The following is a 23,697-nucleotide window of genomic DNA, read 5'->3' on the forward strand; positions in this document are numbered from 1 at the left end:
TTAATCTGTTTTTAATTTTAACATGTTGATTATTAAGCTTAATGGCTTGGCGTGGCTCTTGCTTGTCAAGCCATTATTGTCTTTAAAGGATGGAGAGTGAATGATGAGCCCAATGCTAGAGCAGCACTCCCATTTGGACTCGCTGGAAGATCAAGTTGAGCGCTATAAACAAGTGCTCGATGTGATGCCTGCTGGGGTGATTTTGCTTGATACTCAAGGTATCGTGCGTGAGGCCAACCCTGAAGCGCAGCGTTTGCTGGACATCTCACTGGTGGGCGAAAAATGGTACAGCGTGATCCAAGTGGCGTTTGCGCCGCGCGAAGATGATGGACATGAAATCTCGCTACGTAATGGACGCAAGGTGCGCTTGGCGATTTCAGCCTCGGCGACCGGCCAGCTTATTTTGATCACTGACCTCACAGAAACCCGCTTATTACAGTCGCGGATCAGTGATTTACAACGCCTATCTTCATTGGGACATATGGTCGCATCATTGGCTCATCAAGTGCGCACGCCACTGTCGAGTGCCATGTTGTATGCGGCTAATCTTGCTGCGCCAAATCTTGCTCCTGCAACTCGCGAGCGTTTCCAAAGTAAACTGGTCGATCGATTGCACGATCTTGAAAAGCAAGTGAATGATATGCTGCTGTTTGCGAAAGGCGGTGATAATAAAGTGGTTGCGCCTTTTTCGATTGGTGATCTGGCTGCAGAATTTATGCCGATGGTCGAAAGCGCCTTGAAAAATAGCCACATCGATTATGGTCAAGAAGTGGAAGGTGAAGAGATTACCCTGCTTGGAAATGCCAACGCTTTAGCCTCCGCATTGAGTAATTTAGTGCTGAATGCGCTACAAATGGCAGGTAAAAACGCACAAATTGATGTGTTTTTTCGGCCAGTGCAGGGCGAATTGAAGATTTCAGTACAAGATAATGGCCCTGGAGTGCCCGAAGCATTACAGCGCAAAATTATGGAACCCTTTTTCACCACTCGCTCACAAGGGACAGGCCTTGGCTTAGCGGTCGTGCAAATGGTATGCCGTGCCCATGGTGGGCGATTAGAACTGATCTCTAAAGAGGGAGAAGGTGCGTGTTTTACCATGTGCATCCCTCTTGAGCGTCAACCAATGGATAGCTCAAATTCAGTGACTGGAGAGTGACGATGGCTCAAAGCAAAGTCTTAATCGTAGAAGATGATGAAGGTCTACGCGAAGCATTGATCGATACCTTAGCTTTAGCCGGATACGAGTGGCTAGAAGCAGATTGTGCAGAAGAGGCGCTGCTTAAACTCAAAGCAAACAGCGTCGATATAGTGGTGTCTGATGTGCAAATGGCTGGTATGGGCGGGCTGGCACTATTACGTAGCATCAAACAGCATTGGCCGAATTTACCCGTGTTGTTAATGACCGCTTACGCCAATATTGAAGATGCGGTTGCAGCGATGAAAGATGGCGCGATTGACTACATGGCCAAACCGTTTGCCCCAGAAGTGCTGCTTAATATGGTCAGCCGCTACGCGCCAGTCAAATCCGATGATAATGGTGATGCGGTGGTGGCTGATCCGCAAAGCCTAAAATTGCTGGCATTAGCGGATAAAGTGGCGAAAACCGATGCGAACGTGATGATTTTAGGGCCGAGTGGTTCGGGGAAAGAGGTGATGTCGCGTTATATTCACAACGCTTCACCGCGCAGAGAAGGGCCATTTGTGGCGATCAACTGCGCAGCCATCCCTGAAAATATGCTTGAAGCAACGCTGTTTGGTTATGAGAAAGGCGCTTTTACCGGTGCGGTGCAAGCTTGTCCAGGCAAGTTTGAGCAGGCGCAAGGCGGAACCATTTTGCTCGATGAGATCAGTGAAATGGATTTGAACCTACAAGCCAAGCTACTGCGCGTACTGCAAGAGCGTGAAGTGGAACGCTTAGGTAGCCGTAAAAGCATTAAGCTCGATGTACGAGTGCTCGCCACCAGTAACCGTGACCTTAAGCAGTATGTGCAAGCGCAGCGTTTTCGCGAGGATTTATACTATCGCCTCAATGTGTTTCCAATCACTTGGCCCGCCTTGCAGCAACGGAAGGGTGACATTGAACCTCTGGCGAACCATTTAGTGGAACGCCACTGCAAAAAGTTAGGACTGCCAGTGCCCAGTATCGCTCCAGCGGCGCTGAATAAACTCCTCAATTACCCGTGGCCAGGTAATGTTCGTGAACTGGATAACGTCGTGCAGCGCGCACTGATTTTAAGTGAGAATGGTCACATTGGTAGTGAGCACATTCTACTCGAAGGGGTGGACTGGCATGATGCGAGCAGTCTGCAACAAGCGGTCGCTGGTGAAGCGATGCCAGCACCTGAGATTAAACCGCTAGCCGAGCCGCAGCGCGATCAAGCTTGGGCCTCGGAAACCCATCAGCCAAGCTCTTTAGCCACGGCAAGCCCGTTCACTGCAAGTACCTCTGCTGCGGGTTCGCTGACTTCCAGTGCCGGTTTAGGCGGCGAGCTGCGCGATCAAGAGTTTGCCATTATCCTTGATACCTTGGCCGAATGTCAGGGGCGGCGTAAGGAGATGGCGGAAAAATTGGGCATTAGCCCACGCACTTTGCGCTATAAACTGGCGAAGATGCGTGATGCTGGAATTGATATTCCAGGCTAAGAGCATGGCATATAAATTGCTGATGAGAGTGAGCGATACGATTTTTGAGTCAAACAATTGACATCAGAGGTAGCAATGAGACTTGATGGATTAAACAGTGAAATGCGCGCGATGATGTTTGAGGCGACCAATACTCAACCCAGCGCAACTGGTCAGAAAATTGGCGCAGACTTTGGCGCGATGCTGACTAACGCGATCAACAACGTTAATGGCCTACAGCAAACCTCTAGCGATTTGCAGATGCGCTTTGATCGTGGTGATGAAGGGATTTCACTTTCCGATGTGATGATCGCACGTAACAAGTCGAGTGTGGCTTTCGAAGCCACCATTCAAGTACGTAACAAATTGGTTGATGCGTATAAAGAACTGATGAACATGCCAGTATAATTTGGGTAGCAGACTGTGGCCGATGATAAACAAACTACCGATATCGCATTGACCACCAGTGGTGATCAAGCTTTATTGGCCAGTTCAGAGCTTGCGCTCGATACACAAAATCCAGACCTTAACGAAAAAAGCAGCAAACTGGACTTTACTGTTGGCGATCTGGATTTATTGCGCCAAGTGGTGTTGGTGCTGTCTATTTCGATCTGTGTTGCGCTGATTGTGATGCTGTTCTTCTGGGTGCGTGAGCCAGAAATGCGCCCACTGGGGGCTTACGAGACCGAAGAACTGATCCCAGTGCTTGATTACCTAGATCAACAGAAACAACAATACAAACTCGATGGCAACACCATTTCGGTGCCAGCGAGTGATTACAACAGCCTTAAGCTGGCGATGCTGCGTGCGGGGTTAAATCAACAGCGTCAAGCGGGTGATGAAATCTTGATGCAGGATATGGGCTTTGGGGTTTCGCAGCGCTTAGAGCAAGAGCGTTTAAAACTGAGCCGTGAGCGGCAATTGGCTAAAGCCATTGAAGAGATGCGCCAAGTCAATAAAGCGCGTGTATTACTTGCCCTGCCAAAACAGAGTGTGTTTGTACGCCATAATCAAGAAGCGTCAGCCTCAGTTTTTCTCACCTTGCGCACTGGCACTAACCTCAAACAGCAGGAAGTGGATGCGGTGGTTGATATGGTGGCGAGTGCGGTACCGGGCATGAGACCGAGCCGTGTTACGGTGACAGATCAACATGGTCGTTTGCTCAGTTCAGGTTCGCAAGACCCCGTATCGGCGGCGCGCCGTAAAGAGCAAGAGTTAGAGCAGCAGCAAGAAGAGACGCTGCGTGGCAAAATTGACTCCGTCTTGATCCCGATCCTTGGCTTGGGCAATTACACCGCTCAAGTAGATATTAAACTGGATTTCACCGCTGTAGAGCAGACCCGTAAAGTGTTTGATCCCAATACACCAGCGACGCGCAGTGAATATACCCTAGAAGATTACAATAATGGCAGCGTGATTGCCGGAGTGCCAGGTGCGTTGAGTAACCAGCCGCCCGCGGATGCTTCAATCCCACAAGATGTGGCACAGATGAAAGATGGTTCGGTGCTTGGTCAAGGTTCGGTGCACAAAGAAGCGACCCGTAACTATGAGTTGGATACTACCATTAGCCATGAGCGTAAACAGTCGGGCGTGGTGAATCGGCAGACCATCGCAGTGGCGGTAAAAAGTCGCTCAAGTATCAATCCGGAAACGGGGGAAGTGACTTATACCCCGTTGAGTGAAGCGGATCTTCATTCCATTCGTCAGATTTTAATCGGTACGGTGGGTTTTAGTGAAAGTCGTGGCGACTTGTTGAACGTACTGAGCATGCCGTTTGCCGAGCCAGAAATCGAACAAATCGCCGATATTCCAATTTGGGAACACCCGAACTTCAATGACTGGATCCGTTGGCTAGCTAGCGCATTAGTGATCATCATTGTGGTGCTGGTATTGGTGCGCCCAGCGATGAAGAAACTCATCAACCCGACCGCGGATTCCGATGACGCCATGTATGGCCCAGATGGTATGCCGATTGGGATGGATGGTGAAACCAGTTTAATCGGTAGTGAAATTGAGAATGGTGAACTGTTTGAATTTGGTTCAGGCATTGATTTACCGAATCTTCACAAAGATGAGGACGTACTGAAAGCGGTACGTGCATTGGTGGCAAACGAGCCGGAGCTTGCGGCTCAAGTAGTGAAGAACTGGATGCAAAATGGCTAAAGATAATCCAAATGGTGGTGAAGTTATCGAATCCACGATTGATATCAGTGAAATTCCCGGCGAAGAGAAAGCGGCAATTTTGTTGTTAAGCCTAAACGAAGCGGATGCGGCTGGCATTATTCGTCACCTTGAACCCAAACAGGTACAGCGGGTGGGGAGTGCGATGGCGCGCGCTAAAGATTTAAGCCAAAGCAAAGTTTCAGCGGTGCATCGTGCCTTTTTAGAAGATATTCAGAAATACACCAATATTGGAATGGGCAGTGAAGACTTCCTACGCAATGCGTTGGTAGCGGCACTCGGAGCGGATAAAGCCAATAACTTAGTCGATCAAATCTTACTCGGCACCGGCTCGAAAGGTTTGGATTCACTCAAATGGATGGATCCACGCCAAGTGGCGAGCATTATTGTTAATGAACACCCACAGATCCAAACCATTGTTTTATCCTACCTTGACCCAGATCAATCGGCAGAAATTTTGGCCCAGTTCTCTGAGCGTGACCGACTGGATCTGTTGATGCGGATTGCCAACTTGGAAGAGGTGCAACCTTCGGCACTGGCTGAGTTGAATGAAATCATGGAGAAACAGTTTGCAGGTCAAGCGGGGGCACAAGCGGCCAAAATTGGCGGCTTGAAAGCGGCGGCAGAGATCATGAACTATCTCGATAATAATATCGAAAGTGTGTTGATGGATCAGATGCGTGACCAAGATGAAGATTTGGCAACCCAGATCCAAGACTTGATGTTTGTATTCGAAAACTTGGTTGAAGTTGACGATCAAGGGATTCAAAAATTGCTGCGTGATGTACCGCAGGATGTACTGCAAAAAGCGCTCAAAGGTGCTGATGATACCTTGCGTGACAAAATCTTTAAGAACATGTCGAAACGTGCCGCTGAGTTGATGAAAGATGATCTTGAAGCTATGCCGCCGATTAAAGTCTCGGATGTCGAAACCGCGCAAAAAGAGATTTTGGCAATTGCACGCCGTATGGCCGATAACGGCGAATTGATTCTGGGCGGTGGTGCCGACGAATTCTTGTAATCAATCCTGGCCTGATTCGGCCTTGATTGAGCGATAAGTTTTGAATGAGTTTGCATAAGCTTGCACAGGTTGCATAATTGAGGATCACAATGTCTGGTGAAAGAAAGCGTGGGTTTATTCGCCCGGGTATCGACGATAATGCGGTCACCGCGCAAAAATGGGGACTACCGGATTACGGCTCCGCCACTGAACCCGCGGCCAAACCGACCGCCTTTAATTACGATCCCGGCTGGATGCCTGATTTTTCCGCTACAGAGCCGGAAGTCGAACTGGAATTAACTGCCCAAGAAATCGAGCAAATTCGCTTAGCTGCCCAGCAAGAAGGGTTTGCACAAGGGCAAGCAGAAGGCTATCAACAAGGTTTTGAGCAAGGTAAAACAGAAGGCTGGCAAGCGGGACATGACGAAGGGCAGCCACAAGGCTACCAACTCGGTATGGAAGAGGGGCAAGCGCAGATCCAACAACATGTGCAAACCTTTATCGCTCTGGCCAATCAATTTGCTCAGCCACTGGATTTGCTCAATGCTCAAGTGGAAAAGCAGTTGGTGAATATGGTGTTAGCACTGGTCAAAGAAGTCGTGCATGTTGAAGTGCAGACTAATCCGCAAGTGATCTTAGATACACTGAAAGCCTCGGTTGAAGCCTTACCGATCGCTGGCCATGCCATTACCCTTAAACTCAATCCGGAAGATGTTGAGATCATTCGCCAAGCCTATGGTGAGCAGGAGATTGCCACTCGCCACTGGACACTACTGAGTGAGCCCGCGTTAAGTCGTGGCGATGTACAAATTGATGCTGGAGAATCGAGCGTGAGCTATCGGCTGGAAGATCGGATCCGCAGCGTATTGCACAGTTTTTGTGGCATCAATCGCCACCATCCGGGAGAGTAAGCGATGTTGGCGTTAGCCGAGCGTCTTGCCCAATACAAGGTGACAGGCCATACCACCCGACCAATGGCTTCTGGCAAGTTGGTGCGCGTTGTGGGGCTGACTCTGGAGGCGACAGGCTGCAAAGCCCCAGTTGGCAGCTTGTGCAAAGTCGAAACCATGAATGGAGAGGTCGAAGCAGAAGTGGTCGGCTTTTCTGGCAACAACCTGTTTTTGATGCCCAGCGAACAAATTATTGGGGTACTGCCAGGAGCCAAAGTCACGCCTATCACGGCCGAATCAGGATTGCCGGTTGGCATGGAACTGCTGGGACGAGTGATTGATGGCGTCGGTAATCCTCTTGATGGACTCGGTCCTATCTACACCGATCAGCGCGCTTCATTGAATGGTGTACCGCTCAATCCGCTGGCACGTAAACCGATCAGTGAACCGTTAGATGTGGGGATTAAAGCGGTCAATGGCCTCTTAACGGTAGGTAAAGGTCAGCGAATTGGTCTATTTGCCGGTTCAGGGGTCGGTAAATCGGTCACGCTCGGTATGATGACGCGTGGCACGACTGCACAAGTGGTGGTGGTTGGGCTGATCGGTGAGCGGGGACGCGAAGTTAAAGAGTTTATCGAAGAGATCCTCGGTGTCGATGGTCGTCAGCGTTCCGTTGTGGTGGCTGCGCCTGCCGATGCTTCACCCTTGATGCGTTTAAAAGGCTGCCAAACAGCGTTAACCATTGCTGAATATTTTCGTGATCAAGGCTTAGATGTTTTGTTGCTGATGGATTCGTTAACCCGCTTTGCCCAAGCACAGCGTGAAATTGCTCTCTCGGTTGGTGAGCCGCCAGCCACCAAAGGTTATCCCCCCTCGGTATTTGCTAAACTTCCTGCTTTGGTGGAGCGGGCGGGTAATGGTGGCCCCCAACAAGGTTCGATCACCGCCTTTTTTACCGTGTTAACCGAAGGTGATGATTTGCAAGACCCGATTGCCGATGCCTCGCGAGCGATTCTGGATGGTCACATCGTATTATCACGAGAGATGGCCGATGCGGGCCATTATCCGGCGATTGATGTGGAAAAATCGGTCAGCCGAGTGATGCCACAGATCACCACCGATGAACATATGTTGATGTCTAAGGCGGTGAGGCAGATCCTTTCGGTATGTCGTAAGAATCAAGATTTAGTCTCGATTGGTGCCTATAAACCCGGCACTGATAAAGCGATTGATGCAGCCTTCACGCTCAAACCTAAACTCGATCAATACCTGCAACAGGCAATGAAAGAAACGGTACCCTATGAGATGTGCGTTAATATGCTACGCCATGTGTTGAGCAGCTAAAGGGAAGTGCTAAATGGATAACGCATTAGATTTTCTGCTCGAACAGATCCAAGAACAAGAAGATCAAGCGGTGCTGGCACTGAGTAAAGCGCGCAGCGAGCTGGAGAGCTATTACCAGCAACTGCGGCAGATAGAGCAGTATCGCTTGGAATATTGTCAGCAGTTGGTGGCACGTGGTCAATCTGGGCTAACCGCCAGTCAATATGGCCACTTAAATCGCTTTCTCACTCAGCTTGATGAAACGCTGGCCAAACAAAGAAGTGCTGAACAGCACTTTCAGCTACAGGTTGAAAATAGCCAACAACACTGGATGAGCCTGCGTCAAAAGCGTAAATCTTACCAATGGTTGATTGAGAAAAAACAAGTAGAACGTCAGCAATTACAAGCCAAACGCGAGCAAAATCAGATGGATGAATTTTCTACGCTGATATTTAATCGGCGTCGTCTCTCCTTATAGGTCGTCTCTCCTTACCGTTTGCTGCTCGGCTTACCAAGGTTCGCTGCTATCGTAATGCAGTGTTTTTGGTTTATCTGGCGTGTTTTTTGCTTGGTTTTTTGTAACCATGACCGATAGGTCAATCATGAGCGATGAGTTGATAGCCTGGGATTGCACGGATGGCCAGCTTGGCCAATACCTAAACTCATATCCCACTGTGCGAGTAGCGAATATGAATGTAAACCTCACCCCATCGTCTGAAGCGAATAAAGCCAGCTCTGTAGCGAAAAGCACCGCAACGGGTGTCGAGGCGCAAGATAACCAATCTAGCACAGGTTTTTTTGCCCAGTTACATAGTCTGATTTTTGGTGCTAAAGCGGTAGATCGAGATGACACAGAGCAAACTGCAGCCAGCGCGCAGCAACTGGCCAATCGGCTTTCAGCAACCGAGCACTCGGCTGTTGATGAACAGATCGAAGATGCCGAACAAACGGTAGGCGAGCTATCGTCGACAACAGACGACCTCGCTTTGCTCGATAGCGAGGTGTTTGCCGATCCGGCTTTTGATAGCCAAGCCGCGCCTGATAGCGATGAGCGCCGTGCATTAACCTCTGATGTACTAGAGCGAAAAGCTGCACAAGCGATCAGCGAGGGGGATCAGTTGCTTGGTCGTTTGCAACAAGCCAATCAAGTGTTGAATACTCAGCACGGCAAAAGCTTGCCGACGGCTGAGATGGCAGAGATTGAGTCTGATAATAGGCTTTCATTGTTTGAAGCAGAAGAAGCCGCAGGGGCGCTAGACTCTTTTGCTTCGTTGGTCGCGCCATCGGCGATAATCGGTACCGAGCAAGCTCAACCCACAGTTGCGCATATGATGGCGGATGGAGCAAACGAACCGGACTCTGGCTTAGGCAGTGCTGAGTTTGCGCCAGCAATAAATGCGCTGTCCACTCCACCCTCTGAGGTCAGTGAGTTAGGTCTGGCGGCAATTCCTTGGCGAACGGCTGTGCTTGAGGATCCTACTCACAGCAAAGGATTTACTGCGGATCGGCTGGCTCCGCAATCGACAGGACAATCGGCTACCGCCGCCGTTAGTAGTGGTTTATCACCGCATCTTGCCACTAATGAGGCTATCGACATGTTGGGTGTGGCGGCTCCCACGGCCTCTTCGCTGCTAAGTGCTCAGGCAAACTTGAATCCAGAATCATTAATGGCCGACTCAGCACTGCTCGCCAGTTTCGCTGGCCGCGGGGTGACAGAGCCTATGCGCTCAATCACCGCTGAGTCTGGGCAAGAGGGGCTGGCTGAACAAATGGCCGCCGCCGCAGGCTTGAGTGGACCAACCGCAACTTCGCCGCGCGCTGAGTCAAGCGTAGCCGCGAACCCTGCTAGCGCATTGCATTTGCATAAAGATCTGGCCGCAGAACAGATGGCAGAACGGGTGCAAATGATGCTATCGAAGAATTTGAAAAATATCGATATTCGCCTTGATCCACCAGAAATGGGCCGTTTGCAGATCCGACTCAATATGCAAGGAGATGGCGCGAATGTTCACTTTACGGTAGCCAATTCCCAAGCGCGAGATCTGTTAGAGCAAACCTTGCCAAGGCTGCGCGAAATGCTGGCTCAGCAAGGCGTGCAATTAGGTGAAAGCTCAGTACAGCAGCAAAGTACAGGACAGCAACAAAATTGGCAGCAAAGCACAGAATTTGCGCAAACTAGCCGCCATGAACCATGGCATAGCGAAGAAAAGGTTGATACCGACATCAAACTTGATTTGAATGTGGCAACAAAGCGTGATGGAATCAGTTATTACGCTTAAACTTATACAAAATTAACCACATACAGAGGTCATTATGGCAGAACAAGATCTGGCAACCACCGCCCCGAAGGGCAAGAGTAAACTGCTGCTGATGATTATCGCTGGCGTGGTATTGCTGCTCGGTGTGGCTGGCGCGGCATTTTTTATGCTGGGTTCAGAAGATAAAACCACGGCAGGAGATTCGCAAAGCGGGCAATCGGCTGCCAACCAAATCGCGCCAGTCGCTTATGTTAATATTGCGCAACCCTTTGTGTTTAATGTCACCGGTGATAGTCGTGATCGCATGGTGCAGATTAAGGTGCAATTGATGGTGCGTGGTGGTGAAAATGAGAATTTAGCCCGTTACCACTCTCCTCTGATCGAAAGCTCTTTGTTGGCGACCTTTGCTTCGGCAACGGTTGAGCAGTTGCGTACTCCTAATGGCCGAATTGAACTGCGTGATAAAGCGACGGAAGACATTAAAGCGGCACTCAATATGGCCGTCGGCAAGCCAGTGATTGAAAAAGTGCTGTTTACCGACTTTGTAATGCAATAGGTGACATGTGACTGATTTATTAAGCCAAGACGAGATTGATGCACTACTGCACGGTGTGGATAGTGTGGATGAGGAAGAAGAGGAGTTACCCCAATCGGGTTCCAGTGCGACCAGCTTCGATTTTTCTTCCCAAGATCGTATCGTTCGTGGGCGAATGCCAACGCTGGAGCTTATCAATGAACGTTTTGCACGCCACTTACGCATCAGTCTGTTTAATATGTTGCGAAAAACGGCTGAGGTATCAATTAACGGCGTACAAATGATGAAATTTGGTGAATACCAAAATACTTTGTACGTTCCAACCAGTTTGAACATGGTGCGTTTTCGGCCATTAAAAGGCACCGCCTTAGTCACCATGGAAGCCCGCTTAGTGTTTATTTTGGTGGAAAACTTCTTTGGTGGTGATGGTCGCTACCATGCGCGTATTGAAGGGCGTGAATTTACCCCGACAGAACGCCGCGTGATCCAGTTACTGCTCAAAATCGTGTTTGCTGACTATAAAGAAGCGTGGTCGCCAGTGATGGGGGTCGAGTTCGAATACCTCGATTCTGAAGTGAACCCGAGTATGGCGAATATTGTCAGCCCGACCGAAGTGATTGTGGTGAGTTCATTCCACGTTGAAGTGGATGGTGGCGGTGGTGATTTCCACATGGTGATGCCTTACTCGATGGTAGAGCCGATCCGCGAACTGCTCGATGCGGGTGTGCAGTCGGATAAGATGGAAACTGACGTGCGTTGGAGCACGGCGCTGCGTGAAGAGATCATGGATGTGCCGGTCAATTTTCGCGTCAATTTGCTCGAAATGGATATTGCCCTGCGCGATCTGATGGAGCTGCAAGTAGGGGATGTGATCCCGGTTAAAATGCCAGAGCACGCAGTGATGTTTGTCGAAGAGCTGCCGACCTACCGTGTTAAAATGGGCCGTTCCGGTGAAAAACTGGCGGTACAAGTGTCCGAAAAAATCAAACGGCCGGATGTGGTGAAAACCGATCTGGCATTTTTAGGTAAAGATATTATGGCCGAGTTTGAAAACGCAGAACAAGATGGGTTTGAGTAAGTCACTCCCCGTTATTCGTTCGCGGTAACTTGGTCATTTGCAGAGTAGTGCTGTCGTTCAGCACATCATGATCAGAACAATAGGTAGTTGAAGATGGGAAAAAGTGAAGATGAAAGACTCGCCGAAGAGTGGGCTGCGGCACTAGGGGAAGATCCGAATGCGCCGGATATTGATATCGATGAAATATTGGCCGCACCACTGGAAGAGCTAAAAAACACTGCGCCTGCATTTTCTGAGGATGAGCGGCGTAAACTGGATACCATCATGGATATTCCAGTTACCATTTCAATGGAAGTTGGCCGTTCTAAAATCAGTATTCGTAATTTATTGCAGCTTAACCAAGGCTCGGTGGTGGAGTTGGATCGGATTGCCGGTGAATCACTGGATGTGATGGTAAATGGTACCCTGATTGCGCATGGTGAAGTGGTCGTGGTCAACGACAAATTTGGGATCCGTTTAACTGACGTGATCAGCCAAACTGAACGTATCAAGAAATTGAGATAACCGATGCGAAAATGGGCAACTCTGCTGGTTATCCCGATCCCAGCTCTGGCGGCACCTAGCAGCCAACTCGATTTAGCGACCACTTTGGGGTCGCTGTTGTTGGTGATAGGGCTGATCTTATTTTTGGCCTGGTTGCTAAAACGGATGCGAGTTCCGGTGTTTGGCCAATCCAATGGTTTAAGTGTGGTTAAACAGTTACCGGTTGGCACCAAAGAGCGGGTAATGATTATTCAAGCCGGGGAGCAACAGTATTTAATTGGCGTGACCAGCCAATCGATCCAATTGCTCGCCCAACTTGAGCAGCCGTTGCCGCAAGAGGTGCAGTCCAGCAGACCATTTCCCAACCAATTGATGCAGTTACTAAAAAAACATGAAACAGACGCAAAAAGTTAATTTCACCACTTGGTTGATCGCTGGCTTATCGACTTGGCTGCTGTCGAGTTTACTCGGGTTTACTGCGCTGGCTTTTGCCGAAGAGCCGCTGGCCACCAGCATACCATCAACTGCCGCGGGCGCTTCATCGGTCACGGTTACCGCACTGGAAAGAGAGCAAGCGAACGCCAGAACCATGGCATTAGGCAGTCGCAGTGGTGGCGGTGGGATCCCCGCTTTTACTATGACCAGCAATCCTGATGGTAGTGAAGATTACTCGATCAATCTGCAAATTTTAGCGCTGATGACCATGCTCGGCTTCTTGCCGGCGATGGTCATTTTAATGACCTCATTTACGCGGATTGTGGTGGTGATGTCGATTCTGCGTCAAGCGATGGGTTTACAACAGACCCCCTCCAATCAAGTGATTATCGGTATTGCGCTGTTTTTAACCTTTTTTATTATGGCCCCGGTGTTTAACCAAATTAATCAACAAGCGGTGCAGCCCTATCTGGATGAGCAGATCTCTGCCCGCCAAGCCTTTGATGTCGCCCAGCAGCCACTGAAAGCCTTTATGCTCAAACAGACTCGGGTGAATGATTTGGAAACCTTTGTTGCCATGTCGGGATCACAAGTGACCGAACCGGAGCAAGTTTCGATGGCGGTACTCATTCCGGCTTTTATCACCTCTGAGCTGAAAACCGCGTTTCAAATCGGCTTTATGCTGTTTTTACCATTTTTAATCATCGATTTGGTGGTAGCTTCGGTGTTGATGGCGATGGGTATGATGATGCTGTCGCCGATGATTGTCTCACTACCGTTTAAATTGATGTTATTCGTGTTGGTGGATGGTTGGAATCTGATCTTATCGACCTTAGCCAGCAGCTTTGCCTTGTGATGGAAACGACAATATGACCCCAGAGATATTTGTCGAACTGTTTCGCGAAGCACTATGGATGGTGCTGGTCATGGTGTGTGCCATCATCATACCGAGCTTGATGATTGGCCTCGTGGTGGCGATTTTTCAAGCGGCGACCTCGATTAACGAGCAGACGCTGAGCTTTTTACCGCGTCTGATCATCACGCTATTGGCCTTGATGTTCTTTGGGCATTGGATGACCCAAATGCTGATGGATTTTTTCTACAGCATGGTTGAGCGTCTGCCGCAGATTCTGTACTAGGAGCACTTATGGAGTACCCAGCCAGTGTCGTGCTCGATTTCATTGCCAACTATTTTTGGCCCTATACGCGTATTGCCGCCATGTTGATGGTGATGTCGGTGACTGGTGCGCGTTTTGTTCCTGCCCGTGTGCGCCTCTATCTTGGCTTAGCTTTGACGCTGGCGGTGATGCCCGCCATTCCTGCCGTCCCTGCCGATATCGCGTTGCTGTCGCTGCGCGGTTTTATGATCACCTTTGAACAGGTGGTGATTGGCATGGCGATGGGCATGGTGACTCAATTTTTAGTGCAATCTTTTGTGATGCTTGGTCAAATCTTGGGGATGCAATCGAGCCTTGGTTTTGCCTCGATGGTCGATCCTGCCAACGGCCAAAATACGCCGGTATTGGGGCAGATGTTTATGCTGCTCACCACCTTATTTTTTCTCGTCACTGATGGTCATTTAAAAATGATCCAATTAGTGGTGTTTAGCTTTAAAAGCTTGCCGATTGGCAGTGGCTCATTGACCGCGGTTGATTATCGCGAGCTGGCACTGTGGCTCGGCATCATGTTTAAAGCCGCATTGGCCATGTCACTTTCTGGCATCATTGCCTTGCTCACCGTCAACCTTTCCTTTGGTGTGATGACCCGTGCCGCACCGCAGCTGAACATTTTTTCGCTCGGTTTTTCATTTGCATTGTTGGTCGGCTTATTGCTGTGTTGGTACATCCTCAATGGTTTGTACACCCATTACGAAATTTATTGGCAAGAGGCGGAAGATCAGATCTGTCGCCTGATCCGCTTGAGCTGCTAGGGGGCTGATATGGCAGAATCGGATGGACAAGAAAGGACAGAAGCGGCCACCCCCCGAAGGTTGCAGCAGGCCAAGGAAAAAGGTCAAGTTGCGCGATCGAAAGAGTTGGCTTCTGTCTCAGTATTAGTGATTGGCGCGTTATCACTGATGTGGTTTGGTGAAACGCTGGCTCATGGACTGATGGCCGCGATGCAGCGTCTGTTTGCCTTGAGTCGTGAGGAAATTTTTGATGTAGGCAAACTATTCGATATCGTGGCCGGTGTCCTGATCGGTTTGTTGTGGCCATTGCTGCTGATTTTGATCACCTTGTTTGTTGCCGCCTTGCTTGGCGCAGCAGGCGTCGGCGGGGTCCGCTTTTCCGCAGAAGCTGCGATGCCCAAACTGTCGAAAATCAATCCACTCAGTGGGTTGAAGCGAATGTTTGGTTTAAAAAGTTGGGTTGAGCTGATCAAATCAATCCTCAAAGTGCTGCTGGTGGCGGGGATGGCCTTTTATCTGATTGAGTCATCCAAAACCGATCTGTTTCAACTCAGTTTTGATGTTTATCCGCAAAACATTTTTCACGCGCTCGATATTTTACTTAACTTTATTTTGCTGATCAGTTGCTCACTGCTGGTAGTTGTGGCGATTGATATTCCTTTTCAGATTTGGCAGCACAGCGAACAACTGAAAATGACCAAGCAAGAAGTGAAAGATGAGTACAAAGATACTGAAGGTAAACCTGAAGTGAAAGGGCGGATCCGTATGCTGCAACGTGAAGCTGCGCAGCGGCGTATGATGGCCGCCTTGCCACAGGCCGACGTGATCATCACCAACCCAGATCACTTTTCGGTGGCATTACGCTATAAGCAAAATACTGACAAAGCCCCAGTAGTGATTGCCAAAGGGGTGGATCATATGGCGCTGAAAATTCGTGAAATTGCCCGCGAATACGATATTACCATTGTACCTGCGCCCCCTTTGGCGCGAGCGCTGTATCATACCACCGAGCTAGAGCAGCAGATCCCCGATGGTTTATTCGTGGCAGTGGCGCAAGTATTAGCTTTTGTGTTCCAGTTAAAACAGTACCGCCGTAAAGGGGGACAACGACCCAAACTCAACCCAGATAGCATGCCGATCCCAACGGATATGCGCTATTAAAACCAGCACAGTGTGGAGCAAGCTCGGCTTAACTTGGATTATTTTTCGGGAATCGAGAGCAGCACTAACAACGCACCGCCACCACCAAATTCGAGTGGAGCTTGGTGGAATGCTAACACTTCTGGGTGCTGGGCCAACCACAGTGGTACATTTTGCTTTAAGATGTGTTTGCCTATCCCATGTTGCACACAGGCACAATGCACGTTGTTTTTTAAGCAGTAGCTGATCATCGCGCCTAATTCGCGTTTGGCTTCTTGCTGAGTCATGCCGTGCATATCCAAAAACACATCTGGCACGTACACTCCACGGCGCAACCTTTTCACTTCATATTTCGAAACATCACTGCGCGCATAGCGTGTAGGTCCTTCATCACTCAAATGTGGCATAAATTGATCGGAGAAATAGAAATCGTTGTCGCAAGCTTCCCGTTCGCTACGCTGGATTTCTTTTTGCTTGGGATTTCTGTTTGGGGCGTGGAATATGGTATCCTGACGCAACTTTTTTACGCCCTGTACTTCGTCACGAAACAGTGAGAAATCGTCGTCAACATTCTCGTTATCGCGAGCATTGTGGGCTATGTTCTGCTGGTGTTTATTCATTGGTGGGACGTATTTTGGTTACTGTAAATTGATGACGCAGTATTGTAGCGCTTTTTGGAGGCAATTTTGGATAAGATTTTCGTTGAGGAGGCGGTTGCAGAACTGCATACCTTGCAAGACATGATTCGTTGGACGGTGAGTCGTTTTAACGCCGCTAACCTATTTTATGGTCAAGGCACAGATAACGCTTGGGATGAAGCGGTACAACTGATTTTGCCAACGCTCTATCTACCGATTGATGTGCCTCCGCATGTTTTGAATTCTCGCCTAACTAATAGTGAGCGTTTACGTGTGGTTGAGCGGGTGATCCGCCGGATTAATGAACGTACTCCTGTCGCCTATCTGACCAATAAAGCCTGGTTCTGCGGGCTGGAGTTTTTCGTTGATCAACGCGTACTGGTGCCGCGCTCGCCGATCGGTGAGTTGATCCAAAACCGCTTTGAACCTTGGTTGAGCGAAGAGCCAACCCGGATTATGGATTTGTGTACCGGTAGTGGTTGTATTGCGATTGCCTGTGCCAACGCATTTCCTGACGCGGAAGTGGATGCGATTGATATTTCGCTGGATGCGCTACAAGTTGCCGAGCAAAACATTCAAGATCATGGTTTAGAGCAGCAAGTTTTCCCGATCCGTTCTGATCTGTTCCGTGACTTACCGGTCGAGCCGTATGATCTAATCGTGACCAATCCTCCTTATGTCGATCAGGAAGATATGGATAGCCTGCCTAGCGAATTTCGTCATGAGCCAGAATTGGGTCTTGCGGCAGGTAGCGATGGCTTGAAGCTGGCGCGTCGGATCTTAGCCAATGCACCAGCCTATTTAAAAGAGAATGGGATTTTAGTGTGCGAAGTGGGTAACTCTATGGTGCATATGATGGAGCAGTATCCCCATATCCCATTTACTTGGTTAGAGTTTGAAAATGGTGGCCACGGGGTGTTCTTGTTAACTCGTGAGCAACTGATTGACTGTGCCGCGGATTTTGCACTGTATAAAGATTAAGCATCAATATTCAGTCTAAATATTGATGAGCTCCTCTTAGCGCCGACTGAACCGTCGGCGTTTTTATTGGCTGCCAGTCGTAGCAGGGGGCGCTTGAGAGCTAAGTCGGGTGACAGAATCGAGCGCAATCTGATGATGTTTAACACTTTACATCATTGAGCATAAACGCCACTATGAAGCCACTAACCATCGTTAATCAGTGAAAGTCAATTTTACTGAACATTGAGGAAATCATGGCAGGAAACAGTATCGGACAACATTTCCGAGTCACCACCTTCGGAGAAAGTCACGGTATCGCACTGGGATGTATTGTGGATGGCTGCCCACCAGGGCTCGCTCTCTGCGAAGCGGATTTACAAGTCGATCTCGACCGTCGTCGCCCGGGTACATCACGTTATACCACTCAGCGGCGCGAACCGGATCAAGTCAAAATTCTTTCTGGCGTCTTTGCTGGTCACACCACGGGTACATCGATTGGGCTGTTGATCGAAAATACTGACCAACGCTCGCAAGATTATTCAGAGATTAAAGATAAGTTTCGCCCCGGACATGCGGACTACACCTACCAGCAAAAATATGGTACGCGAGATTATCGCGGTGGTGGCCGTTCATCGGCACGTGAAACCGCAATGCGTGTCGCAGCCGGCGCGATTGCCAAAAAATATCTGCAGCAAGAATTTGGTATTCAAGTGCGGGCTTATTTGTCACAGATGGGTGAGATTGCGATAGATAAAGTCGATTGGGACCAGATTGAACACAACGATTTTTTCTGCCCAGATGCTGATAAAGTCGCGGCATTTGATGCACTGATCCGTGATTTGAAAAAACAGGGCGATTCGATTGGTGCCAAAGTTCAAGTGGTGGCGACCGGGGTTCCGGTTGGACTAGGCGAACCCGTATTTGATCGCTTGGATGCGGATATTGCCCATGCACTGATGAGCATTAATGCGGTGAAAGGGGTAGAAATCGGTGATGGTTTTGCTGTGGTGCAGCAAAAAGGTAGCCAACATCGTGATCCGCTGACCCCGCAAGGATTTCGCTCTAACCATGCCGGTGGCATTTTAGGCGGGATTTCCAGTGGGCAGGATATTGTGGCGAGCATCGCGCTCAAACCGACCTCAAGTATTACCATTCCGGGTGAGACGATTGATCTGCACGGAGCCGCAACCGAGCTTATTACTAAAGGGCGTCATGATCCTTGTGTGGGGATCCGTGCCGTTCCGATTGCTGAAGCGATGTTAGCGATTGTGTTGATGGATCACCTGCTGCGTCATCGTGGTCAGAATCAAGGGGTAGTAACCACCACTCCGAAAATCTAGCTTTATTTTTAGAGCTTAGCCGCTGATAGCACAACGCCCTCGATGGAGGGCGTTGTTATTTTTACAATCCGCGACTAGTGAAGCGAGTTTTCCGCTTCTAAGTGGAATGAGGGGAGACGCCATTTAAAGCGTACTGCGGCCATGCGTAATGTGTAGCCGACCACCAGAGTGGCGATGGTACTGGGCACATCGCTCACTCCCAATTCTAGCAAGGTGAGATAGAGTCCAGAGGCGATTAAGGCAACCGAAGCATACAGCTCTTCATGCAATACCAGAGGTGGTTGGCGGCAAATCAAATCGCGTAATAGCCCGCCAAATACACCGGTGACCACCGCCGAAACGAGGCAGATACCAGGGTGTAGCCCCATTCCCATCGCGACTTGAGTTCCGATGATCGAAAACACGATTAAGCCTAACGCATCGAGGCGAATGAATAAGCCTTTTAGCTTGATCACCCAGCGATAGATCCCTGTGGTGAGTATGCCCGCCACACAAGTGATCGCCAGATATTCAGGATGTTTCACCCAACCTAATGGGTAGTGACCCAGCAGAATATCGCGCACCGTACCACCACCAATGGCGGTCGCACTCGCGACTAACATCACGCCAAACCAGTCCATTTTACGCCGCCCAGCACTGAGTGCGCCGGTCATGGCTTCTGCCGTAATTCCAATCACATACAAAACGCTAAGTAGCATGCGCCTTACCTTATTTCGTGCCAGGGTCTCAGATTAATGCTTATCAACTAGCTGGATAAATTGACTTGTTCACTGTCATTGCAAGCAGTTTTGAGATAGGAAAATTAAGGCAAAATTTTAGAGAATCACTAAGCAAATAAATAATGATTTTTTATAAGGTTGAAACTATTTGGATTAGAAAAAATAATGCTTAAAGTTAAGGTCTGCTGAGCGTTTTTTTGGTCAGTCGAGCGAAGATCTTGCTTAACACTTTACCCGCCAATAAAAAATCGCCAGAATGCACAGCGTCATCCATTGCGACCCTGTGCCATGAATCATAACTATCAAGACTTAATTGAGATTTTCAACCAGACTTTTTTCGAGTCTTATCAGACTAAATTAGAGTTGGGTGGCGATGAGCCGATCTACCTGCCTGCGGATCAGCAGGTGAATTATCACCGGATCATTTTTGCACGAGGCTTTTACGCTTCGGCATTGCATGAAATTGCCCATTGGTGTGTGGCAGGCCCTGAGCGGCGTTTATTGGAAGATTTTGGCTACTGGTATGAACCTGATGGGCGTAGTGCGCAAGTCCAGGCTGAATTTGAACGAGTAGAAATTCGTCCGCAAGCTTATGAATGGATTTTGGCACAGAGTGCTGGTTTTCCGTTTACCGTGAGTTGTGACAACCTCAATGGTGATTTTGAACCGGATCGTTTGGCATTTATGAGCAAAGTTCACACTCAAGTGCTCAATATTCTTGAACAAGGTTTACCACTACGCGTCAAAATGCTGGCTGAGGCATTGCAAGCTTTTTACCGCACTCCCGCTTTACAGGCTGAGCAGTTTATTATTCGATAACTGTTTGGTTTAAAATGCTACTGTGTAGCGGATTAATTAATCCCCGTTACCCACCACTAGCCTAATAATGAGACATCATGATTATTGAATTTGAAGAAAAACTGCTGGCTCTGATTGATGCACAAGTTGCTCATGCATCGAATGATGAACTGTTTGCGGGTGGCTATTTGCGTGGACACATATCACTGTCCGCAGCGCAGTGTGAAGAAGAGGGCATCGAGGATCTGGATGTCTTCAAACGGCAAATTGAACAGAGTATTGCCGCCGCTCGCTCGGAGCTTAGCCCGCTCGATCGGGTGATAGTGACTGAGCTTTGGCAGCAGCTTGCTCGCCAAGTATTCGCCAATCAATATCCCCTTACTACTTGAAGTTGCAGCGGTGTTGGTGACGTTCGCTCACCCCAATCACATAGTTTGTTTGGCTCTGATTTAAGGTTGTTCAATTTTTTTGAACAACTAAGTGAAAAAATTGAGATTGCTGGCTATAGGTTTGCAGACTACTCTTTATTCAACACGGATCAGGGGATACCTCAATGAAAATTATCGCTTTTGGTGCAAGCAGCAGTTCTACTTCGATTAACCAAGCGCTGGCTACTTTTGCCGCCGGTCTGATTGATGGCGCACAAGTACAAGTGTTGCATATCAATGATTACGCTGTACCTATGTTTAGTGAAGATTTGGAAAAGGAACTGGGTCATGCGGCAGGTGCGCAAGCCTTTTTAGATGATTTAGCACAAGCGGATGCCTATGTTATCTCGTTTGCTGAGCACAATGGACATCATCCAGCCGCCTATAAAAACCTGTTTGATTGGGCGACCCGTATTAATCGTGCGATGTTTGCTGACAAGCCGGCGGTGTACTTAGCCACCTCACCAGGTCCTGGTGGTGCAAAATCGGTGCTCGCCGCGGCAACCGCTGCAGCCCCTTTCTTTGGTTGTAATGTGCAAGCTTCCGTTTCTGTGCCGAGCTTCTATGACAACTTCGATGTTGAGCAAGGGGTGATCACCAATCCTGCGATAGTTGCTGAGCTGAAAGCGGCGGTGGCTAAGCTTTCTGCCTAAAAACGGCCTATTAACGCTGAAATGAATAACGCCTCGCAGTGCGAGGCTTTTTTGATCGACTTTTGATGGTTTGACTCTTGGATACACTCTTCCTACTTGAAGCTGCAGCGGTGTTGGCGACGTTCGTTCACCCCAATTGCATAGTTTGTCTATGCTGATGGGGACTCACTCACTTGCCGCCTACCTGCAACTCCAAGTGGTTTGAGTATGGCTCGATTAAGCTTTCTGAGTTAGTGCTTTTCCTTTACGCAGTTTACGTACCCACATCCGACATGGGTGTAACTGTTCTAACAGATCAACACTTAGTGGCAGAGGATCGCCACATATTTGTGAGGCGAGCAGCTCAGCCATCAGCGGTGCGCTACTTAAACCGCGTGAGCCAAGTCCAGCAAAAGCATAAAGCTGAGGATAGAGTGCAATCGGCTCCGCTTCTGGTTGCTGTGCTAACTCTCGGTATTGCTCGGTAATTTTTGTCAGTTCACCGATATTGCCAACCAAAGGCAGATGATCGCGACTCACACAGCGCACGCCTTGGCGTGATTGATTACCGCTAACATCCACTTCCAATGGCCAAGTTTGCTTAGCTAAGCAGTGGATCAGTTTTTGCGCATTTTCCTGTTGTGCTTGCGCATCAAACGTTAGCGTTAGATTTTGCCGATCATAACTTGCGCCAATGCAGTGCTGACCATTTTGCTGGCTGACTGGCGTCATATAGCCATCATAACAGAGCACGCTGTTGATTTTGCTGAGCGTATCGGTGGTTGGAATATGGCTGACCTGACCTTTAACTTTGCCGAGTGGTAAGTCGGCGGTTTGTGCCACACAGTCAAATTGATGACCACTGGCAATCACTACGGATTGATGTTGCATCACTTTATCGCCACTGTGCAGTTGCCATTGCTGTGTTTCAGGCAGCCAAGTTAGGGCATCAATCGGAGTGTGATAATGGGCGCTGAGCTTACCGGCTTGCACTAACGTATTGAGCAGTCCTTGGGTGAGTTCTGCCGGACAGAGCCAGCCGCCAAGCGGATAATGTACACTGGCTTGATCCACTGGCACGCCGACTTGTTGGTTGGTTTGCTCGGCGGATAAACCATGAACTAATGGTTCTGGGAAATCTCCCTTAAGCATACTGGTGAGTTTTTCGGTGGCTTTTTGATCCCACATTAATTGGGTCACTCCGCACCAAGCATGGTCAAAGCTTATCTGCTCTGCTGCTTGTTCAATAAATTGGCGAGCAAACAGGAAGGCGGGAGCAAATACGCGTGAGACCGGGCTGTGATCGCCACTGAGCAGTGGATAGACCGCGCCTTGTCGGTTACCCGATGCGCCTTGCGCAGGTTTTTCATCGGCACAGTAAAGTGTAACGGCAATACCACGTCTAGCTAGGGTAGTCGCTAAGGTCGCACTGGCGATGCCGCCGCCAATGATGGCGACTTCTTGTAGACCTTGCGTGGCGGCAAATCGAAATTCTGGCGCGATATTGGTGTAGGGCAGTTTCTCGCGCAGACGGCCGGCCAGCATCTCCCGCTTGGTGCCAAAACCTTTGACCTTTTGCATGGCAAAACCCGCTTCGATTAAGCCGCGGCGGACAAATCCGGCTGCGGTGAAGGTGGCGCAGCTACAGCCATTTTTCGCCAGTTTCGCCATACTTTCAAACAGGCCTTGATTCCACATTTCTGGGTTTTTGCTTGGCGCAAAACCGTCGAGGAACCATGCATCGACCAAACCTTGTTCTTGGGTTGCCACTTTCGGCAGACAGTCTTTAATATCGCCAAACCACAGATCGAGCGTGATCAGTCCGTCATCTAACACAATCCGCTGACACTCAGGAATGGCTAATGGGTAGTGCTGATGCAGCTTTTGTGCGAATGGTGCCAGCTCAGGCCATGCTTGATGGGCTTGGATTAAGTCGTTTTTACTCAGCGGGTATTTTTCAAAACTAATAAAATGCAGTTGTTTGAGCTTAGCGCTGGGATTGCTGTGCCGAAATGCGACAAAAGCTTGCCAAACTGCCAGAAAATTCAGCCCAGTACCAAAACCAGTTTCCGCAATCACAAAGCGAGTTTGGTCATCATGGTGCCATCTTTGTGGTAGATGATTCTGCTCAAGGAACACATAACGTGTCTCGGCTAACCCATTGACGTTAGAGAAATAGACATCGTCAAATTGAGCGGAGACTGGGGTTCCGGCTTCGTTCCAGCCAAGCTGGGCGTGAGAAATGGATGACATAGTGAACAAATTTTATTAAATCAAGCTGAATGTGGGCTGAGATTGTACGAATTAATGGGAAAGCTGACCACTTCT

24 protein-coding genes and 1 pseudogene are annotated in these 23,697 nt (G+C 49.1%); 22 read left to right on the forward strand and 3 right to left on the reverse strand.

Annotation, left to right across the window (positions count from 1 at the left end):
• The first annotated feature begins 100 nt into the window (after nucleotides 1–100).
• The 17 genes and pseudogenes from PUN32_RS05805 to flhB all read left to right on the forward strand — a co-directional run bounded on the left by PUN32_RS05805 (nucleotide 101) and on the right by flhB (nucleotide 15,875).
• Nucleotides 101–1,156 carry a sensor histidine kinase gene (locus PUN32_RS05805; protein ID WP_274722199.1) on the forward strand — a complete coding sequence of 352 codons (1,056 nt, stop codon included), beginning with the start codon at nucleotides 101–103 and terminating at the stop codon, nucleotides 1,154–1,156.
• Nucleotides 1,157–1,158: 2 nt separating this feature from the next.
• Entirely contained in the window at nucleotides 1,159–2,643 is a 1,485-nt protein-coding gene (locus tag PUN32_RS05810) for a sigma-54-dependent transcriptional regulator (RefSeq protein ID WP_274722200.1), read from the forward strand.
• Between the two features lie 75 nt (nucleotides 2,644–2,718).
• Nucleotides 2,719–3,030 carry a flagellar hook-basal body complex protein FliE gene (gene fliE / locus PUN32_RS05815; protein ID WP_166013387.1) on the forward strand — a complete coding sequence of 104 codons (312 nt, stop codon included), beginning with the start codon at nucleotides 2,719–2,721 and terminating at the stop codon, nucleotides 3,028–3,030.
• A 15-nt stretch (nucleotides 3,031–3,045) separates the two neighbouring features.
• Nucleotides 3,046–4,785: a flagellar basal-body MS-ring/collar protein FliF gene (gene fliF / locus PUN32_RS05820; protein ID WP_274722201.1), complete on the forward strand. Its 1,740-nt coding sequence runs from the start codon at nucleotides 3,046–3,048 to the stop codon at nucleotides 4,783–4,785.
• A complete protein-coding gene (gene fliG, locus PUN32_RS05825; protein ID WP_274722202.1) occupies nucleotides 4,778–5,824 on the forward strand; it encodes a flagellar motor switch protein FliG in 1,047 nt (348 codons plus the stop codon). Before fliF ends, fliG begins: the two co-directional genes overlap by 8 nt.
• An 89-nt stretch (nucleotides 5,825–5,913) precedes the next feature.
• On the forward strand, nucleotides 5,914–6,714 hold the full coding sequence (gene fliH / locus PUN32_RS05830; protein WP_274722203.1) for a flagellar assembly protein FliH: 801 nt from the start codon (nucleotides 5,914–5,916) through the stop codon (nucleotides 6,712–6,714).
• A gap of 3 nt (nucleotides 6,715–6,717) precedes the next feature.
• Nucleotides 6,718–8,037, forward strand: a complete 1,320-nt coding sequence (gene fliI, locus PUN32_RS05835) for a flagellar protein export ATPase FliI (protein ID WP_166013383.1) — start codon at nucleotides 6,718–6,720, stop codon at nucleotides 8,035–8,037.
• Between the two features lie 13 nt (nucleotides 8,038–8,050).
• On the forward strand, nucleotides 8,051–8,494 hold the full coding sequence (gene fliJ, locus PUN32_RS05840) for a flagellar export protein FliJ (RefSeq protein WP_274722204.1): 444 nt from the start codon (nucleotides 8,051–8,053) through the stop codon (nucleotides 8,492–8,494).
• Between the two features lie 589 nt (nucleotides 8,495–9,083).
• A pseudogene (locus PUN32_RS05845) lies at nucleotides 9,084–10,295 on the forward strand (flagellar hook-length control protein FliK); the annotation flags it as partial.
• Between the two features lie 34 nt (nucleotides 10,296–10,329).
• Nucleotides 10,330–10,830 carry a flagellar basal body-associated protein FliL gene (fliL, locus tag PUN32_RS05850; protein WP_274722206.1) on the forward strand — a complete coding sequence of 167 codons (501 nt, stop codon included), beginning with the start codon at nucleotides 10,330–10,332 and terminating at the stop codon, nucleotides 10,828–10,830.
• Between the two features lie 7 nt (nucleotides 10,831–10,837).
• Nucleotides 10,838–11,887 (forward strand): flagellar motor switch protein FliM, encoded by a 1,050-nt coding sequence (gene fliM, locus PUN32_RS05855; RefSeq protein WP_274722207.1) that lies wholly within the window; start codon nucleotides 10,838–10,840, stop codon nucleotides 11,885–11,887.
• Nucleotides 11,888–11,980: 93 nt separating this feature from the next.
• Nucleotides 11,981–12,391, forward strand: coding sequence for a flagellar motor switch protein FliN (gene fliN, locus PUN32_RS05860; RefSeq protein ID WP_166013378.1), 411 nt, complete (start codon nucleotides 11,981–11,983; stop codon nucleotides 12,389–12,391).
• Nucleotides 12,392–12,394: 3 nt separating this feature from the next.
• On the forward strand, nucleotides 12,395–12,784 hold the full coding sequence (fliO, locus tag PUN32_RS05865; protein WP_274722208.1) for a flagellar biosynthetic protein FliO: 390 nt from the start codon (nucleotides 12,395–12,397) through the stop codon (nucleotides 12,782–12,784).
• Complete coding sequence (fliP, locus tag PUN32_RS05870) at nucleotides 12,762–13,661, forward strand: flagellar type III secretion system pore protein FliP (RefSeq protein WP_274722209.1); 900 nt, start codon at nucleotides 12,762–12,764, stop codon at nucleotides 13,659–13,661. The genes fliO and fliP overlap by 23 nt, the downstream gene beginning before the upstream one ends.
• 13 nt (nucleotides 13,662–13,674) lie before the next feature.
• Nucleotides 13,675–13,944, forward strand: a complete 270-nt coding sequence (gene fliQ, locus PUN32_RS05875; protein WP_166013375.1) for a flagellar biosynthesis protein FliQ — start codon at nucleotides 13,675–13,677, stop codon at nucleotides 13,942–13,944.
• 8 nt (nucleotides 13,945–13,952) lie between these two features.
• Entirely contained in the window at nucleotides 13,953–14,735 is a 783-nt protein-coding gene (fliR, locus tag PUN32_RS05880; protein ID WP_274722210.1) for a flagellar biosynthetic protein FliR, read from the forward strand.
• A gap of 9 nt (nucleotides 14,736–14,744) precedes the next feature.
• Entirely contained in the window at nucleotides 14,745–15,875 is a 1,131-nt protein-coding gene (gene flhB / locus PUN32_RS05885; RefSeq protein WP_274722211.1) for a flagellar biosynthesis protein FlhB, read from the forward strand.
• Between the two features lie 38 nt (nucleotides 15,876–15,913).
• Here flhB and smrB read toward each other — a convergent pair whose 3' ends face one another.
• Nucleotides 15,914–16,474, reverse strand: a complete 561-nt coding sequence (gene smrB, locus PUN32_RS05890) for an endonuclease SmrB (protein WP_166013372.1) — start codon at nucleotides 16,472–16,474, stop codon at nucleotides 15,914–15,916.
• 66 nt (nucleotides 16,475–16,540) lie between these two features.
• On the opposite strand from smrB, the gene prmB reads away from it, so the two are divergent.
• Nucleotides 16,541–17,473, forward strand: coding sequence for a 50S ribosomal protein L3 N(5)-glutamine methyltransferase (gene prmB, locus PUN32_RS05895; RefSeq protein WP_274722212.1), 933 nt, complete (start codon nucleotides 16,541–16,543; stop codon nucleotides 17,471–17,473).
• Between the two features lie 233 nt (nucleotides 17,474–17,706).
• Nucleotides 17,707–18,792, forward strand: coding sequence for a chorismate synthase (aroC, locus tag PUN32_RS05900; RefSeq protein ID WP_274722213.1), 1,086 nt, complete (start codon nucleotides 17,707–17,709; stop codon nucleotides 18,790–18,792).
• 74 nt (nucleotides 18,793–18,866) lie between these two features.
• Here the strand turns inward: aroC and PUN32_RS05905 are convergent, their stop codons facing one another.
• Nucleotides 18,867–19,490, reverse strand: a complete 624-nt coding sequence (locus PUN32_RS05905) for a trimeric intracellular cation channel family protein (protein ID WP_274722214.1) — start codon at nucleotides 19,488–19,490, stop codon at nucleotides 18,867–18,869.
• 309 nt (nucleotides 19,491–19,799) lie between these two features.
• On the opposite strand from PUN32_RS05905, the gene PUN32_RS05910 reads away from it, so the two are divergent.
• The 3 genes from PUN32_RS05910 to PUN32_RS05920 all read left to right on the forward strand — a co-directional run bounded on the left by PUN32_RS05910 (nucleotide 19,800) and on the right by PUN32_RS05920 (nucleotide 21,390).
• Nucleotides 19,800–20,330: an elongation factor P hydroxylase gene (locus tag PUN32_RS05910; protein WP_274722215.1), complete on the forward strand. Its 531-nt coding sequence runs from the start codon at nucleotides 19,800–19,802 to the stop codon at nucleotides 20,328–20,330.
• A 77-nt stretch (nucleotides 20,331–20,407) separates the two neighbouring features.
• Complete coding sequence (locus PUN32_RS05915; protein WP_274722216.1) at nucleotides 20,408–20,698, forward strand: YfcL family protein; 291 nt, start codon at nucleotides 20,408–20,410, stop codon at nucleotides 20,696–20,698.
• Between the two features lie 164 nt (nucleotides 20,699–20,862).
• Nucleotides 20,863–21,390, forward strand: a complete 528-nt coding sequence (locus PUN32_RS05920) for an NADPH-dependent FMN reductase (protein ID WP_274722217.1) — start codon at nucleotides 20,863–20,865, stop codon at nucleotides 21,388–21,390.
• Between the two features lie 216 nt (nucleotides 21,391–21,606).
• On the opposite strand, the gene mnmC is transcribed toward PUN32_RS05920, so the two are convergent.
• Entirely contained in the window at nucleotides 21,607–23,622 is a 2,016-nt protein-coding gene (gene mnmC / locus PUN32_RS05925; RefSeq protein WP_274722218.1) for a bifunctional tRNA (5-methylaminomethyl-2-thiouridine)(34)-methyltransferase MnmD/FAD-dependent 5-carboxymethylaminomethyl-2-thiouridine(34) oxidoreductase MnmC, read from the reverse strand.
• Between the last annotated feature and the right edge of the window lie 75 nt (nucleotides 23,623–23,697).

The sequence above is a fragment of the Vibrio chanodichtyis genome (assembly GCF_028863985.1).
GTDB lineage: Bacteria > Pseudomonadota > Gammaproteobacteria > Enterobacterales > Vibrionaceae > Vibrio > Vibrio chanodichtyis.

What these genes read in the sequence shown, in the direction of transcription:
- fliP (WP_274722209.1), top strand. Translation starts at nt 12,762, where the DNA reads ATGAAACAGACGCAAAAAGTTAATTTCACCACTTGGTTGATCGCTGGC.
- fliO (WP_274722208.1), top strand. Translation starts at nt 12,395, where the DNA reads ATGCGAAAATGGGCAACTCTGCTGGTTATCCCGATCCCAGCTCTGGCG.
- fliE (WP_166013387.1), top strand. Translation starts at nt 2,719, where the DNA reads ATGAGACTTGATGGATTAAACAGTGAAATGCGCGCGATGATGTTTGAG.
- fliL (WP_274722206.1), top strand. Translation starts at nt 10,330, where the DNA reads ATGGCAGAACAAGATCTGGCAACCACCGCCCCGAAGGGCAAGAGTAAA.
- flhB (WP_274722211.1), top strand. Translation starts at nt 14,745, where the DNA reads ATGGCAGAATCGGATGGACAAGAAAGGACAGAAGCGGCCACCCCCCGA.
- PUN32_RS05920 (WP_274722217.1), top strand. Translation starts at nt 20,863, where the DNA reads ATGAAAATTATCGCTTTTGGTGCAAGCAGCAGTTCTACTTCGATTAAC.
- mnmC (WP_274722218.1), bottom strand. Translation starts at nt 23,622, where the DNA reads ATGTCATCCATTTCTCACGCCCAGCTTGGCTGGAACGAAGCCGGAACC.
- fliG (WP_274722202.1), top strand. Translation starts at nt 4,778, where the DNA reads ATGGCTAAAGATAATCCAAATGGTGGTGAAGTTATCGAATCCACGATT.
- PUN32_RS05810 (WP_274722200.1), top strand. Translation starts at nt 1,159, where the DNA reads ATGGCTCAAAGCAAAGTCTTAATCGTAGAAGATGATGAAGGTCTACGC.
- fliR (WP_274722210.1), top strand. Translation starts at nt 13,953, where the DNA reads ATGGAGTACCCAGCCAGTGTCGTGCTCGATTTCATTGCCAACTATTTT.
- smrB (WP_166013372.1), bottom strand. Translation starts at nt 16,474, where the DNA reads ATGAATAAACACCAGCAGAACATAGCCCACAATGCTCGCGATAACGAG.
- fliJ (WP_274722204.1), top strand. Translation starts at nt 8,051, where the DNA reads ATGGATAACGCATTAGATTTTCTGCTCGAACAGATCCAAGAACAAGAA.
- PUN32_RS05805 (WP_274722199.1), top strand. Translation starts at nt 101, where the DNA reads ATGATGAGCCCAATGCTAGAGCAGCACTCCCATTTGGACTCGCTGGAA.
- PUN32_RS05905 (WP_274722214.1), bottom strand. Translation starts at nt 19,490, where the DNA reads ATGCTACTTAGCGTTTTGTATGTGATTGGAATTACGGCAGAAGCCATG.
- PUN32_RS05915 (WP_274722216.1), top strand. Translation starts at nt 20,408, where the DNA reads ATGATTATTGAATTTGAAGAAAAACTGCTGGCTCTGATTGATGCACAA.
- fliI (WP_166013383.1), top strand. Translation starts at nt 6,718, where the DNA reads ATGTTGGCGTTAGCCGAGCGTCTTGCCCAATACAAGGTGACAGGCCAT.
- fliH (WP_274722203.1), top strand. Translation starts at nt 5,914, where the DNA reads ATGTCTGGTGAAAGAAAGCGTGGGTTTATTCGCCCGGGTATCGACGAT.
- PUN32_RS05910 (WP_274722215.1), top strand. Translation starts at nt 19,800, where the DNA reads ATGAATCATAACTATCAAGACTTAATTGAGATTTTCAACCAGACTTTT.
- fliQ (WP_166013375.1), top strand. Translation starts at nt 13,675, where the DNA reads ATGACCCCAGAGATATTTGTCGAACTGTTTCGCGAAGCACTATGGATG.
- fliN (WP_166013378.1), top strand. Translation starts at nt 11,981, where the DNA reads ATGGGAAAAAGTGAAGATGAAAGACTCGCCGAAGAGTGGGCTGCGGCA.
- aroC (WP_274722213.1), top strand. Translation starts at nt 17,707, where the DNA reads ATGGCAGGAAACAGTATCGGACAACATTTCCGAGTCACCACCTTCGGA.